This window comes from Rhizobium sp. TBD182 (assembly GCF_001950375.1).
Lineage (GTDB): Bacteria > Pseudomonadota > Alphaproteobacteria > Rhizobiales > Rhizobiaceae > Agrobacterium > Agrobacterium tumefaciens.
The window spans coordinates 1-12,857 of sequence record NZ_BDLN01000019.1 but is presented as its reverse complement, the minus strand read 5'-3'; the positions used below and the strand labels follow the sequence as shown (position 1 = coordinate 12,857).

Below are 12,857 nucleotides of genomic sequence, written 5' to 3'. Positions count from 1 at the left end.
TTCAACATTCAGGCAGGACAGATCGCCGACAAGGACGTCATCCGCAAGGGCATCTGCGACATCATAAAAGGCGCGTAAGGCACGGCTTGACGTTCATCTAAACCGATGAGCGCCGCCAAGGGCCACTAAAATTGCCGATCAGCCAGCCGATTACCATTCAGGAATTTGTCGAGTTCAGCAGTACGGGATCTGGATAGCCGAACTTCTTCCGCAAACTGCGGCCACCGATCTACGGCCTCTCGAACCTGCTCTATAACCTCCCTGGCATCTTGATCCGGGATCGAAGCCGCTCTGGAGACCGCCAAAAGGTGAGACATGCCGGGGGTTCTACCTTCCCCGGCTATTGCAGCGCTGTGCTCACCGCCTGGCCCGGACGAAAACGTAAGATCGTATGCGGGTGCCAGAGACCACCTACCATTCCCGTCCATAAGAAATGCATGGTTTTTAGCATGGTCGTCGCGATTTCTGGCATAGACATTGAACACCATATTTCGAAACATCTTGAGGACTTCCGCAGCGTCGCGGGTCATCATATGGGTCAGCTTGTGAAGTTGCTCATAGTTCACACTCGCCTCACGATGGCTGGCATTCAACAGGCCGCTTGCCGTGTGCATGTGGAGCCTGCCGGCAGGTGTCCTGTCAAAACGTTTCGTCGCGAAAAGCCGCCTTCCTTTCCGGGTCTCCAACAGCTGCGTGTCAGCCATCGTCAGTCCTGCAGCTACCGCCATAAGCGCATAGGCTCTTTCTTCAGCGCCAATCTCCCGCGGATCATCGGAACTAGGTGCCTTGACCATCCACCTTTCAAACCCCGCGCCCAACGGCTGGCCGTAGTCCAGAACACAGGTATTTTCCACTTGGTTGAAGCCGATCATAATCTTCGGACGTGCACCCGCGGATCCGCCCTGTGCGCCCTGCAAACGATCGATGTCGGCGATGTCCATCTCCGTCTGTACCAACTCCACCTGATCAGCGAACCAATCGAGATCAGTGACGGCCTGTTGTTTCTGATCGTCTGGCAATTCCGGAATGTATGAGAGTGCCCCCATTCCCGTTCTGCCCACCGCCGAGAGACGGTCAACCGGCGTGAGCCGGGTGTAATCAATGCCCGCTCGCTGTAGACGGCGGTCCAGCAACAGACGACCCCACCCGTCAGGCAGGCTGTCGTTGAATAGCCCATGGAGCCCGTCGAACGGATCGCGAGGCGCCGCAATCAACCCGGTGGCCGCCATCATATGGAATGGAGAAATCAAAAGGGGCGATGTCAGAAACTCCGCCGCGTACTCGAAGTAAGCCCTCCGTTCCTTGCCACTCCAGGCGAGGGTACCGAGTTTCCTCTCGTTCCCTTCGAGATCCAGATAAACCTTAATCTGCTGGATTGGCTTGAACTTCATTTCCGGCGCACACGCTGCTTGAGAGGACGATCAATGACATCATCGATATTCTGCGGCGGCCGACCTGGAAACAAGCGTTCGAACTCCGCCTCCGCCTCAAGGGCAAACGCAATTTTCACAAGGCTCTCGAGCGAAATTTTCCCGGTTTCTTCAAATAGCCTCAGCGATCCGTAGGACACATTCGATCTCGAAGCCAGGTCACGCTGGGTCAATCCATGCTCAATCCGTCGGCGCTTCATTCTGTCCGCCAAACCTCTGATAACTTCCACCGGGGAAACCATTCTAAATGCTAACATATTATCACCCAAATACAAATAAATGACATTACTGCCAATATAATAGCATTTAAATAAATCGCAAGTCGGTGATTTGAGCCATGTCGGAAAAGGTGGCGGCATAACTTAGCCGCCGGAAGCCAGCACCAAAGAAAGGATCGTACTGAGTGCACGGACGCTCAAACCACATCAACTGCAGCAACAAACGTCCCGCGCCAGATAAGTAACGGCTACCTGACTGAGCCAATCGCCGCCGGAGACCGCCGCTGGCGGCAATCCGGCAGCCGACACATATAAAGCCGTTATAAGGAAAATGACTTTACCCCCAAAAGGTGGGAGTTGATTGAACATCTTCAGCAGATCGGTCCATCCAGCATACGCGGAGTTGCTCGATCCGTCGAACATTCCCCGCGGGAAATAGAGAGCCTACGCGGCCCGCTAAGTCCGACGTGCACAAGCGGGGCCAGCTGCGCTTTTTTAAGGCCATCGATTCTCCTCCAACCTTGCAATAGTGTAGTTTGTAGACTACGGTAAATCTCATGATCGAGCTAAAGCAGACGGCGGTTTTCGCCAAATGGGAAACCCGTCTAAGGGACAAACGAGCGAGGACTATCATTGCGGCGCGATTGATGCGGCTGGCAGAAGGCTTGCCGGGAGACGTCGAGCCGGTTGGGGAAGGCGTCAGTGAATTGCGAATACACTATGGCCCCGGCTATCGCGTCTACTTTCAGAGACGGGGCAATGTTCTCATCGTGCTTTTATGCGGTGGCGACAAAGGATCGCAAGCCCGTGATATTGCTGCCGCGCATAAACTCGCCAAGGAATGGAGCGAAAAAGATGACTGAAAAACTGACAACCTATGATCCTGCTGCCGCCTTGGTCGATGATGAAGAAATCGCCGCGTTCATGGCCGACGCCTTCGAAACCGGCGATGCAGCCTATGTTGCAAAGGCGCTTGGCGTCGTCGCGCGTGCTAAAGGGATGACCGAAATCTCGCGTAAAACAGGCCTGTCTCGCGAACAGCTTTATCGATCGTTCAGCGAGCACGGCAACCCAACGCTCAAAACGACATTGGCGGTTATGAGAGCACTCGGTGTTGATATGACCGCCAAGGCCCATGCCGCGCAGTAACACGGTGGTCCGCATACACGCGGCAGAAACAAGCTACTGACAAAGCATCCACTCGCCTGATCCTTCCGCATCAAGCGGCAGGACCAGGCGCGAGGGGTTCCCCTTTGGAACTCCACCCCTCGTCGCCACGACGGCTTCCGGTCCAAGGTCTGACAATGCCATAGCCTGAAGCGAATGACCGCAATTGGCGGTTCTGCGCCAAGTCGGCCGTCGGCCGATTGCGGACTTTTTACTTCACTTGACGTAAACTTGGTATGGTCGCGTCAGAGACGAGGATGTATACTGCCGTGAGACTTGCGCATATCAACATAGTTGCCAGAAACGAGGAAGCGTTCGCGGCATTCTATGTGAATGTCATGAAGTGCATAGTCCTTCGCAAACCGACGACGTTATCCGGTGAAAAGGTTTCCCTCGCGGTCGAGATACTGAGAGGTTTCCATTCTCGCAAAGCCCATGGTTCTGGAGAAAGTGGTCGTCCACGAGGGCTGCGCCGCTGCCTAGCTATCTATCAGGAGGCGCAAACCGCGACCGATATCCTTGATCGCGTGCACCAATTCGTGCGCTGCATAGAGGGGCTGATCCTCGTAAGCCGCGCTTCAAGAGCCGCACAAAACTGTTTGTCGGTCCCCGGCATCATGACTTCATGGGCGATCTCTACGAGCTGCGCGGCCACATCAAGCATCTGCACGAGAACCAGCATCTTGAGGGTTTGACCGGGGTGTACGACTGGAAATCGCGCGCAAGAAAGCGGTCAGCGAGTTCATCGCTCGAACTTGTCTGCTGCGCATATTGGCAGCGACGCGCTGCGACGGCACTTCGGCAACGTCGATGCCGCGCGCATTCTGGCAGTTAGGTCGTCAACAGCAAGCGGAGCTGTGGGACAAGCCCGAGACCATGGCAGCTTTTGGCGCTTCTACGCCACGACGGCATTCGGCCCATTTTGCGGATAAGTGTTTAGGATTTCTGCGGAATTGCCGACGCGGCAGCTAACGTCCTGTAAGTGTCAAGCTTTGCCACTGCCTTATCTAGTCATGCCTTCCGCACTGCTGTGAATGGCTTCCGCCATGAAATCGCAAAGCGAATTGTTGGACCCAGCGCTACGTATCAGGGCAACGTCAAGGTGCTCTATCAAGGGTAACACGTCGGCCTGCGCCAGTTCCACAACAGTGGACGGGGCCGACATGCGCGTGACGGCAGCCACTGCAAGTCCAGCCTCAACAACAGTGAGAAGAGCAGACAGGCTGAAACTCTCATAAGCCGGCTGGAAGCGGATATCGCTTTTCCCCAACGCGGCTAGAACAACGGCGCGTGCCTGGCTTCCAGGTTCGAACAATGCAACAGGGAGCGGACGCCTTTCCAACGCAATCCGATCGCGGGAGGCAATCCAGATCATAGGCTCTTGTCGCAGGAGCTTACCTTCCACACCCCGCGACCGTGTTACGATGGCGAGATCGATGTCTCCCCTCTCGACTTGCGGCACAAGCACTGTTGATTGAGAACAAACGATTTTAATGGCGACGCGGGGGAACAACTGGCCGAAGCGGCGTAACACGGGCGGCATGATATGGGAGATATAGTCATCAGGCGCGCCGATGGTGATCGACCCGGCAATATCGGGCTTGCGAAAAGCTTCCGCGGCCTCGTCATGCAGCCGCAGAATGCGTCGTGCATAGGCCTCCAGTTCCTCACCAGTCTGGGTCAGAGCCAGATTGCGTGTGTCGCGGATGAAAAGCGGTGCCCCTACTTCGGCTTCGAGCCGATTAATCTGCGTGGATACAGTGGCGGGCGATTTGTGCACTGCGGACGCCGCCCGCGTGAAACTCATCAAATCGACACATGCGACGAAGGTACGGAGTAAGGTGTGATCAAATTCCATGATTGTTTGGAAACTCCAATGAGTATGTTCATATTATATTGATTGTGTAATTAATCGTAAACGTCCAATCCTGAAGCAGGCGAACTTGATCAGGAGCGAGACAGCATGAGCAGACAAATTCACGGTTTTTTCGGCGTGACGTCTGCCCAGATGTTGTTGGGAACACTTGGGGTCTGTGTTTTGGAAAGCGATGCGGACCCGCTATCGGTCACCTTTTACCGATGTGTAATCGGTGGCCTGGTGCTCGCACTTTATGGTGCCATGCGAGGTAATCTTTTCGGCGTATTGCGCCTGCCGCCACGAGTCCTCGGTCTTGCGCTCGCCAGTGGCCTGCTGATGGTCGGCAATTGGGTGTTGTTCTTTACAGCCATGCAACACATCGGCATCGCGGTCGCAACGATTGTTTTTCATGTTCAGCCCTTCATGGTGGTGTTGATCGGGGCGTTCGTTTTTCGGGAACGGTTGCATGCCGCCACCTTCGCATGGATCGCCGTGGCCCTGATCGGACTCGCTTTCGCCACGGGGTCCAGCAACGGCCAGACAACTGCCGATGCATCCTGGCTGCTGGGGATTTGCTGTGCGCTCGCCGGTGCATTTTTCTATTCCGTTGTTACTATCATCGCCAAAGGACTGACAGGCATCAGCGGACCTCAATTGGCCCTCGTTCAGTGCATTTGCGGCATAGTGCTCTTGGCGCTTGTAGTGCCGCTAGGACCTCTGGAGGTATCATCCGTTCAATGGGGCTGGTTTGCCGTCATCGGCGTCGTGCACACCGGTGGTGTGTACATGCTGCTATACAACGCACTGCCCAAGCTCTCGACGCCCTTGGCAGCCGTATTACTGTTTTTCTATCCGGCCACTGCCATCATGGTTGATGCCATCGTCTATGGCCATCGGTTGGGATTGGCGCAATATGCTGGCGTAGGCTGCATTTTGATCGCAAGCCTCGGCGTGACGCTGAAATGGGGTGTTCGCCGCCACCTGTCAGTTTCGGCTACTTGAGAAACAGAAGACAGTGAACTCAGTCTTGTCGCAGAAATCCCACAGAACGTCCAAAAAACTCTGCTGGCCACACTATTTATCCCAGTCGACGATTGTGAGTTCGGGCCACAATTTGATCCAGCGACCGATTTTCTTCTCGTATATTTCGCGTGTAATCTGCTTTTTGTTTGGGCGGACGACAGCACCAAGCAAGTCGGCAAGTCCGTATGGAGTGCACAGCTCCAGGGCAGCGTGGTGAGGGCGTAGGCCTACGGCTGCCGCCGTTGTCGGAAAAGTGCTTATGGCCTCGGTTGTTGAGGTGTACGGATTAATTGAATAGCCGAACTTGGCCTCGTACCAATAGTGTACCCTGGCTTGGTTTTTCACATCGATCCAGACTTTCAACTCAGAGAATGCTGCGCGGATGCGGGCCGAGTGTTCGGCTTCTGAGGCCTCGGAAAGATCGTCGGGGTCGAAATAAACAATGTCGATGTCTTGGATGCCATAAACGGGCGGGAAACCAAAAACGTGGTTCCAAACGGTTTGGGCGACAGCACCAGCCACAAGCCAGGAATCAGGCAGTGCAATCTCGTCCCATTTGCCAAGGACCGACGAAAGCAGCGGGCTCTTGTAGACGATCGCCTGTAATTCCAGATGTAGTTTGTCGCTCACGTAAATCTTTCTTGAAACGGCTTGGCTAATTCCACACAGCACTATATTGCGCGGGATTCTGCCATGGCACATCTCTTATGAACAGATCGCACGCAATTGCTGCTTCTGCCGGAAGCGGTTGATGGTTACGTCGGCCCGGACAACCCCGTCCGCTTCATCGAAGCTTTCGTCAACTATCGCCAGAACCAGCACCGGTCGATCCTTGTCGCCCTCCTCACGGCCTTCGAGATGCGGCCAATGCCAAAGGTGCGAATATCTGAACAGCCCGCCGACCTTTGGTTCAGTCGGCAGAATGCTTGTACCTCAACAGTTCGGCGTTGAGATGTTCCAGACCCGGCTCCATCTGCGATGCTTCAGTGGCGGCGAGGTCATCGTCGCCGAGCGTCGTCGAAAGTTCGACTCGGCGATCACGCTTTGCGAGGCGCATATAGTCCTCATAGGCAATCACAACGGTGCGACGCCGACCGTTCTTGGTGATAATGACGGGCTCGCGGACTGCAGCGTGATGATAGGCTCCAAAATTTTCGAGCCGTGTTGGAGAAAGTGGCAGAATAACTCAGCCGCCGGGAGCCGGTGCAAAAGAAAGAACCGTACCGAGTATTAAGTAGTATATCTTAATACAAAAATCTGAATTACATAATCAAATACAGTCAGCGGCTCCTCGTACAGAAACCGCTGCCCATGAGACATCACACCGTGGGTCGCAAGCACAGTTTGCTGTTGTTGCGCACACCGCTCATGTCACATACAAAGTACTTTACTTTGTATGGGTGCGAACGGGTGTCCGAGACGCTTACGGTTTTCCCACGAGAACCGATTGTTGATGTCGTACCCCAAGCTGATTTGCCGGCACATTTTCGCTCATCTCCGGGCATATAGTAGCACATGACGACCTGTACGGGGATATTGCACTTGTTGATGACGTCAACGTAGTCCCAATCGATCCTGCCCCGACTGCGCTGTTTAAATGCTACGCAATCATCATTCGCGTAAGGCGCCTGGCCATTCTTAATCGGCCTCTGAACCGACGGTCTGGGATCGGGCGTACTTGCAGCGTTGGCAATTGCGCCTGCTCTGCCAAATGCCCGGCTCATCCGATCGATATTATCCGACGAGCGTGGACGAAATGTCTGTACAGGTCTGTCCTCGGGTTCCGGTAGAGCGTTCAGTATAGCAATGCCGAGCCCCAGCAATGCGGCTGCATCAGCTCCAGATGATTGTCGTTGCGCAGCGCCACCGCCGCACCCGGAAGATCGGCCACCGTTAGCCGGGGCCAGTTCACACCGCGCATCGGCCTGTCCGGAAAAAGGAAACACGGAAAGTGATGACATAAGGATAAGAAAAGTTACACGCCAGTTCATTCTAACCTCTCGCTGAACGGATGAATCATTCCTCAGCGCAAGGCTATATCCCTCGCCCGATGCGCTGACGATGCGCCAGACACCATCATAAACGGGCACAATAATCGTACCCTAATTGGAGAATGCGACAGCTCCGTCTTTTTGTTTGTCTCTAACCGCTCACATCCAGGACGCGGACAATACGCAATCTTCCCAGATGCAAAAATTCAGCTTGGGGACTTCAAACATGCAATTTAAAAAATGCATCCGAACCAGCGCCGTAATCCTGATTGCTTTCGCCGCAAGCGAACACGCGGTACTTGGCAAGGATATCTGCTCGGACACGTATATGAGTGAGAAGATCCATCCGTTTGCAACACGTGCCCGGAATGCAATCGGCATTTGCGGCACAGCAAAAGCGGGTGTGGCTCTCTACACCGAAAGCCTGCGGCTCGTGCAACAATGCCTGAGCGATCCGGGGCTACGGGCCTATAAGCAGGATCTGGAAAGACTTTTGCACGATGCAAAAAACCAGGCATCAGCATCATGCGGCTGAGCACCGTATATTGGGGTAGCCTTGCGTGTCAGCCTAGCCGAATGCCAGCAAGCAGGACACATAGCTCCGCCTGTCGTTCGGTCCCGGTTTTACGCAGGATTGACCGAATGTGGGTACGAACCGTTTCATATTGAATTCCACAATGACCGGCGACGGTTCTCAGGTCGGCACCGTCGGCAAGAAGTGCCGCAATTTTACATTCAGACGGCGTCAGCCCAAACAGATGATGAAGCACGTCATATGAAATGAAACGTTTATCACTCACATCCTCGAACAGCACCATTGCGTAAGACCTGGCGAAAACGTCGCGCACATTTGGCCCGGCCCTTTCGATCCGCGCAAGCAACGGCCTCTTCTCACCACGGGTCAACGTCACGACTTCGCCGTGAGCCAGATCATTCGATCGAATGACCTTGTTCAGCGTCGTCTCAAAGACCACTGTCTCCCGTGACGACGCTGCCCTGATTTTTCCATGCGCTATTCTGACATCCCCGGTGAGAAGCGAATCCGCCTTCTGGTTAGCCGCTACCACATGCCCACGATGGTCAAAGAAAACGCACGCAACATCTGCACGCTCAAACGCGGCCAGACGTCCTCTCATGTCGCCAGCCGAAAACAGTGCCATGATGCGCGCGGACATCTGAAGGTGGGTTCGGAGAGTAGCGAGGTGAACCCGGTCATCGTTCCCGAACCCGCCATCGCCGAGCCTGCGTTGCAGGACGAAAAACAAATCGTCCTCACCTGAGGAAAAATTGACGACTGCTGTATGCTGGAATCCATACTTCGCCATGAATTTATAGTATTCGAGATTATCCAGATCATCTTTACGGACGAAATCCTCCTCGAGGACAACTCCGTTACGCTTCATCAACGGTATGAATTTCGCCCGGTGGTCTCGCGTGTTCCAGCCGTCGTTTATATAGGCTTCCATGATCGAGGATAAACTCTCGGTGAAAAGAACACCTCCGACCGACCCGGAGCTTGCCGGTGCCATGACATTGATGCCGCCGGCGCCAGTTGCCTCCGCAATCTGCTCCAGAAGCGAGGGCCAACGCGAGGGCTCCAGCGCTGCATCCTGGAAACGATTCAGCAGATTATGAAAAACCGTGATATCAATCGGCATTTTCCCCTCAGCCACCAAAGTATATTTGTATAGTCAGAATACATCTCCAGATCCAGAAGTTGTTTTCGTGCATACTTGAACAGACACACTTGTCGAGCTGGAAGCCGCCCGTTTCTCATCCACCTCCCGAGGCCATCAACTGGAGCAGGTAGGTACGCCTTCCAGGCGCAACGGGGCTTCTAAGACGGTCCGGACCGATGTGCGCTCAATCGCTGGCAGGACACTCGTTGCTTTTCTCAGCCGTCTTATCGTCACCTAACGACATCAGCTAGCGTCTTGGAGCAAACCCGAACCCGATCAGCCAGACATACCCCAATTGGGGTACGCAAACCTGGGGTAAGCTCGATATTAAATTTGCCCTGTAATCTAACTGGAGCATTATCATTGCGTTACGTGTTGATGTGGGTCGGGCCTGACAGGCAAGAGCCCGTTTTCGAAACCGACGATATTTCACAGTGCGTACTGTGGATCAGCAGGCAAACAGAAAATAACGCCGAATTTTCAGAGAACGATTATAACGTCATTGATCGGGATCTCGACGCGGACATTCCGCGCGCGACAAGTTTCCTGTAGCAAGAGGACGCTCCTTTAGCAGCAGCGAAAACACCATAACCCTCACAAAATACTTTTATAAACATTCTCAATAGTCTGTATTTTAATAATAAAATACGTACTTAAACAAACTGCGAGTTCACCCCCCGCACATGGCTAGGACGAAGACTGCTCCTCTCCATGGTCCCGATGTGTTCGCAATATTGCGTCCGAGCATGATGATCCGCCTTCCGAGCCATCAGTCTTCTCTGTCGGTTGACACACCGGCTACCGCTCCCGAAGCCGGCCGATCACATCCACGCGGTCGCACGTCCCGGTGGCGGGTACGACATCCAATTTTTCACCAGCCATATATTTATCCTTAGGTCTTCCAAGCCTCACCGTCTGCATGCAGGAATGCGTAATGCCCTTTTGCTGGCGCTCGAAAACAATCGTGCCAAAACTGAAGGTCTCGTAGTGCGGCTCAAATAACGGTTCACCTCCGCGGCCCGGAACCTTGACTTGTTGATCCCATACTTCCTGAATTGTTGCGATGGAGTGGGGGAAATTACTGAAGCGCCACGCTCGCAGGCCCAGCACTAGAGCGCCGACGATAGCAAAGCAGCATACCATCAATACAGGCCACACAAACCTGAATGCGTCCAGCTTCGGATCGTCGTGCTGCCGATGTAGCATTGTGGTAAAAACTCGCGTCTCGTCAGCGGTTCGAACTTTGAAACAACAAGCGTCATGTTACGAAAGTTCGCCCGCTTACTGGCTATCGCTTTGGCACACCTGCATAGCGAAACATGATGTCATCGTAGAACGGCTTCCTAAACTGCACTTCGCGGTCAAAACATTTCGCACAGGGTTCCAAATCAGTGGTCGGATTATAGTCAGGTTGCATTTCATCGATCACGCATCTGCTCCTGAATTCGCCAGCACCGCTTTTGAACGCTGTGAGTAATTCGCTCAAGAATCCTCGTCGAATCGCTGGAGAGGGCGACGATATATCGTGCCACCTCATCGCATGCGACGCTGACCAGTTTTGCAAGCTCCTCAACCCGTTTCAGTGTCGATGCGCCGCTCAGTCCAATGTCATCAGCCAGCGCCTGCCAGTCGGCACGCCGCAGGTCAGGCGCATGGAACCGACCGGAAATCCCCTGCGGCAGGCTCTGGTCCACCTGGTGATAAACGGCAGCGCACATCAGATCATAAAGTGGAGCCATCTTCGCGGACCCACCGGCACCAATCAGGATAGCGTAATTTTTGGCATGCGAATCCGAATTGCAGATCAGGACATTGAAGATCACCGCATCGAGAAGTTTCAACCGCTCGCCAGGCGAAACAAGATCGCTGACGGCATCAAACATCATCTTCATGGTCACGCCGCCGCCGGTCGAGGACCGCTTCCGGCACGGGCTGGAGGTTGACGCCAGCTTTCCGCGGCTCCCCGATCGACAGTGCCCCCGCCGTGTCACGTCCGATATGAGCAAGTAGACCGACAATATCTTGCGGGGAAACCTTGAGGCGCTGACCGATCTCGGCAAGATGGGTTTCCGGAAGCAGATTGGCAAGCCAGGGAAGCAGCTTTGCTGCACCCACGGATCCGGAACGCAGCGGCATGGTAAGCGACACCGGAAAGGCCGGGCGGCGTGCTTCCCCGCCCGGATCATAGTCCAACCTCCATTCGCCTTCAAAACTCAGATGGGCGACAGGTAAGGTCTCGTAGTAGATGGTTGTCATTGATCAGCACCAAACATCGGCAGAAAGCCGAGGTCATCGTCCGGCGCGACTTGCACAGTCTGAACCGTCTTGAGATCGCCAAGATCGATTCCAACTGCGCGTGCGACGATCAGGGCTTTTTCGAGCTGGCAACTCGGCTTGCCCGATTCAAGCTCGACGATGAAGCGTTCCCCCGTTCCGGAACGGGCAGCAAGCCCGGTTTGCGTCCAGCCAAGTGCTTTGCGTCTCTCCTTGATAGCAGCGCCGAAATCACGCGCGGACCTGAACATCGTCAACCTCCATCGTTTGACTTACCGTACAGGAAGTTTTCCAAAGAATCAAGGAATCACTTCCCGATCGGTAAGTCTTACACTTGATCGCGCCAGATCATGCTGATCGGGAACCTCTTTCGGATTGAGCCCGACAGGAGCAAGGTCTTTTCCTCGTCTCACGGTCCTATCGTTTCATCATCATTGTCCGATAAATTGCGACATCGGCAATTACTATTATTTTCATTTTTTACATCCGAAAAATTACATAACGCTATGATATTTGATCATAATATATCAAAAAAATACACGGCATAATCCATTTCGCCGCGCGTTCAGCCCTGATGCACTGGCATCACAGCAACACCGTAAAACCGCAGCCTGAAGCCCACGCTGCCGGTCTTCTATTGACGCCAGTCGGTCGTCCCGGCAACCTCATATCATGACCCTGACCAACAGTTTCATTACCGAACTTGTCCGCGACGCCAACAGGCTCGATCACCTCGACGGCTATCAGAAGCGGCGAATGCTCGAGCGAGCGGTGACGACAATCCGCGACATGCGCGAAACAATCGGCATTCCATCTGGTCCCGGCCGTGACAGTCTCGTCGATATTCACACAGTTGCCCTCTCCATAGAACGAGGATGGCGCAGCGACGAGGAGGTGCGAAACTCTCTGCTGCAAGCCGCCGCCATGATCCGGGACCTGCACATCGTCCTCGACAGCAAAACCGAGATCAGCTTCGCCGAACCTGCCCGTTGACGCCATGTGCCACCTTCCCACCGTCAATGGCACTTCTTACCGGCGACAATCAGGTCACTGATTTTAGGTTTCATTAACCATACCCGACCACCCTTCTCCCACAGCAACGATGGAGGTTGGCTATGGCTTATGACTGGAATCGCAATGAACGCGAAGGCATGTTTGATGAACTGGCGGCGGCCCTGATATTCTTCACAATCGTCAGCCTGCTTCTGGCGTCCGCT

Annotated in this window: 16 protein-coding genes and 1 pseudogene; 5 read left to right on the top strand and 12 right to left on the bottom strand. The window is 54.2% G+C overall.

The window, feature by feature from the left end; genetic code table 11:
- Positions 1–125 precede the first annotated feature (125 nt).
- A complete protein-coding gene (locus tag T18_RS25880; RefSeq protein WP_038495712.1) occupies positions 126–1,391 on the bottom strand; it encodes a type II toxin-antitoxin system HipA family toxin in 1,266 nt (421 codons plus the stop codon).
- Positions 1,388–1,630, bottom strand: coding sequence for a helix-turn-helix domain-containing protein (locus T18_RS25875; RefSeq protein ID WP_038495709.1), 243 nt, complete (start codon positions 1,628–1,630; stop codon positions 1,388–1,390). The genes T18_RS25880 and T18_RS25875 overlap by 4 nt, the downstream gene beginning before the upstream one ends.
- A 575-nt stretch (positions 1,631–2,205) precedes the next feature.
- On the opposite strand from T18_RS25875, the gene T18_RS25865 reads away from it, so the two are divergent.
- Both T18_RS25865 and T18_RS25860 read left to right on the top strand, forming a co-directional pair.
- The gene (locus tag T18_RS25865; protein WP_003518908.1) at positions 2,206–2,511 is read left to right on the top strand and encodes a type II toxin-antitoxin system RelE/ParE family toxin; all 306 of its coding nucleotides are present in this window, start codon (positions 2,206–2,208) and stop codon (positions 2,509–2,511) included.
- Positions 2,504–2,797 (top strand): addiction module antidote protein, encoded by a 294-nt coding sequence (locus tag T18_RS25860; protein WP_003518910.1) that lies wholly within the window; start codon positions 2,504–2,506, stop codon positions 2,795–2,797. Before T18_RS25865 ends, T18_RS25860 begins: the two co-directional genes overlap by 8 nt.
- Before the next feature lie 1,021 nt (positions 2,798–3,818).
- On the opposite strand, the gene T18_RS25850 is transcribed toward T18_RS25860, so the two are convergent.
- Entirely contained in the window at positions 3,819–4,673 is an 855-nt protein-coding gene (locus tag T18_RS25850) for a LysR substrate-binding domain-containing protein (protein ID WP_038495705.1), read from the bottom strand.
- A gap of 105 nt (positions 4,674–4,778) precedes the next feature.
- Here T18_RS25850 and T18_RS25845 point away from each other — a divergent pair, with 105 nt between their 5' ends.
- On the top strand, positions 4,779–5,675 hold the full coding sequence (locus T18_RS25845; protein ID WP_038495702.1) for a DMT family transporter: 897 nt from the start codon (positions 4,779–4,781) through the stop codon (positions 5,673–5,675).
- Positions 5,676–5,747: 72 nt separating this feature from the next.
- On the opposite strand, the gene T18_RS25840 is transcribed toward T18_RS25845, so the two are convergent.
- From T18_RS25840 to T18_RS28185, 4 genes and pseudogenes are all read right to left on the bottom strand, one after another.
- On the bottom strand, positions 5,748–6,326 hold the full coding sequence (locus T18_RS25840) for a nucleotidyltransferase family protein (RefSeq protein ID WP_003518916.1): 579 nt from the start codon (positions 6,324–6,326) through the stop codon (positions 5,748–5,750).
- A gap of 135 nt (positions 6,327–6,461) precedes the next feature.
- Positions 6,462–6,620 (bottom strand): annotated as a pseudogene (locus tag T18_RS28190) (plasmid maintenance toxin (PemK-like)); the annotation flags it as partial.
- The gene (locus T18_RS25830; RefSeq protein WP_075807881.1) at positions 6,607–6,879 is read right to left on the bottom strand and encodes a type II toxin-antitoxin system prevent-host-death family antitoxin; all 273 of its coding nucleotides are present in this window, start codon (positions 6,877–6,879) and stop codon (positions 6,607–6,609) included. The gene T18_RS25830 and the pseudogene T18_RS28190, both read right to left, overlap by 14 nt.
- A gap of 612 nt (positions 6,880–7,491) precedes the next feature.
- The gene (locus T18_RS28185; protein ID WP_272870622.1) at positions 7,492–7,617 is read right to left on the bottom strand and encodes a hypothetical protein; all 126 of its coding nucleotides are present in this window, start codon (positions 7,615–7,617) and stop codon (positions 7,492–7,494) included.
- Between the two features lie 296 nt (positions 7,618–7,913).
- Between T18_RS28185 and T18_RS25825 the strand changes: the two genes are divergently transcribed.
- Positions 7,914–8,222 (top strand): hypothetical protein, encoded by a 309-nt coding sequence (locus T18_RS25825; RefSeq protein ID WP_038495693.1) that lies wholly within the window; start codon positions 7,914–7,916, stop codon positions 8,220–8,222.
- A 28-nt stretch (positions 8,223–8,250) separates the two neighbouring features.
- Here the strand turns inward: T18_RS25825 and T18_RS25820 are convergent, their stop codons facing one another.
- The 5 genes from T18_RS25820 to T18_RS25805 all read right to left on the bottom strand — a co-directional run bounded on the left by T18_RS25820 (position 8,251) and on the right by T18_RS25805 (position 11,891).
- The gene (locus T18_RS25820; RefSeq protein WP_038495690.1) at positions 8,251–9,345 is read right to left on the bottom strand and encodes a helix-turn-helix transcriptional regulator; all 1,095 of its coding nucleotides are present in this window, start codon (positions 9,343–9,345) and stop codon (positions 8,251–8,253) included.
- A gap of 819 nt (positions 9,346–10,164) precedes the next feature.
- Positions 10,165–10,572: a hypothetical protein gene (locus tag T18_RS25815; RefSeq protein ID WP_233284981.1), complete on the bottom strand. Its 408-nt coding sequence runs from the start codon at positions 10,570–10,572 to the stop codon at positions 10,165–10,167.
- Between the two features lie 212 nt (positions 10,573–10,784).
- Complete coding sequence (locus T18_RS28180; protein ID WP_244469494.1) at positions 10,785–11,249, bottom strand: HipA domain-containing protein; 465 nt, start codon at positions 11,247–11,249, stop codon at positions 10,785–10,787.
- Positions 11,242–11,622, bottom strand: coding sequence for a HipA N-terminal domain-containing protein (locus T18_RS28175; RefSeq protein ID WP_233284979.1), 381 nt, complete (start codon positions 11,620–11,622; stop codon positions 11,242–11,244). Before T18_RS28175 ends, T18_RS28180 begins: the two co-directional genes overlap by 8 nt.
- The gene (locus T18_RS25805; RefSeq protein ID WP_038495687.1) at positions 11,619–11,891 is read right to left on the bottom strand and encodes a helix-turn-helix domain-containing protein; all 273 of its coding nucleotides are present in this window, start codon (positions 11,889–11,891) and stop codon (positions 11,619–11,621) included. The genes T18_RS28175 and T18_RS25805 overlap by 4 nt, the downstream gene beginning before the upstream one ends.
- A 421-nt stretch (positions 11,892–12,312) precedes the next feature.
- Between T18_RS25805 and T18_RS25800 the strand changes: the two genes are divergently transcribed.
- A complete protein-coding gene (locus T18_RS25800; RefSeq protein ID WP_038495685.1) occupies positions 12,313–12,633 on the top strand; it encodes a hypothetical protein in 321 nt (106 codons plus the stop codon).
- Positions 12,634–12,857 lie beyond the last annotated feature (224 nt).

What these genes read in the sequence shown, in the direction of transcription:
- T18_RS25865 (WP_003518908.1), top strand. Translation starts at nt 2,206, where the DNA reads ATGATCGAGCTAAAGCAGACGGCGGTTTTCGCCAAATGGGAAACCCGT.
- T18_RS25860 (WP_003518910.1), top strand. Translation starts at nt 2,504, where the DNA reads ATGACTGAAAAACTGACAACCTATGATCCTGCTGCCGCCTTGGTCGAT.
- T18_RS25845 (WP_038495702.1), top strand. Translation starts at nt 4,779, where the DNA reads ATGAGCAGACAAATTCACGGTTTTTTCGGCGTGACGTCTGCCCAGATG.
- T18_RS25880 (WP_038495712.1), bottom strand. Translation starts at nt 1,391, where the DNA reads ATGAAGTTCAAGCCAATCCAGCAGATTAAGGTTTATCTGGATCTCGAA.
- T18_RS25805 (WP_038495687.1), bottom strand. Translation starts at nt 11,891, where the DNA reads ATGTTCAGGTCCGCGCGTGATTTCGGCGCTGCTATCAAGGAGAGACGC.
- T18_RS25850 (WP_038495705.1), bottom strand. Translation starts at nt 4,673, where the DNA reads ATGGAATTTGATCACACCTTACTCCGTACCTTCGTCGCATGTGTCGAT.
- T18_RS25825 (WP_038495693.1), top strand. Translation starts at nt 7,914, where the DNA reads ATGCAATTTAAAAAATGCATCCGAACCAGCGCCGTAATCCTGATTGCT.
- T18_RS28180 (WP_244469494.1), bottom strand. Translation starts at nt 11,249, where the DNA reads ATGTTTGATGCCGTCAGCGATCTTGTTTCGCCTGGCGAGCGGTTGAAA.
- T18_RS25800 (WP_038495685.1), top strand. Translation starts at nt 12,313, where the DNA reads ATGACCCTGACCAACAGTTTCATTACCGAACTTGTCCGCGACGCCAAC.
- T18_RS25875 (WP_038495709.1), bottom strand. Translation starts at nt 1,630, where the DNA reads ATGAAGCGCCGACGGATTGAGCATGGATTGACCCAGCGTGACCTGGCT.
- T18_RS28185 (WP_272870622.1), bottom strand. Translation starts at nt 7,617, where the DNA reads ATGCGCGGTGTGAACTGGCCCCGGCTAACGGTGGCCGATCTTCCGGGT.
- T18_RS28175 (WP_233284979.1), bottom strand. Translation starts at nt 11,622, where the DNA reads ATGACAACCATCTACTACGAGACCTTACCTGTCGCCCATCTGAGTTTT.
- T18_RS25815 (WP_233284981.1), bottom strand. Translation starts at nt 10,572, where the DNA reads ATGCTACATCGGCAGCACGACGATCCGAAGCTGGACGCATTCAGGTTT.
- T18_RS25820 (WP_038495690.1), bottom strand. Translation starts at nt 9,345, where the DNA reads ATGCCGATTGATATCACGGTTTTTCATAATCTGCTGAATCGTTTCCAG.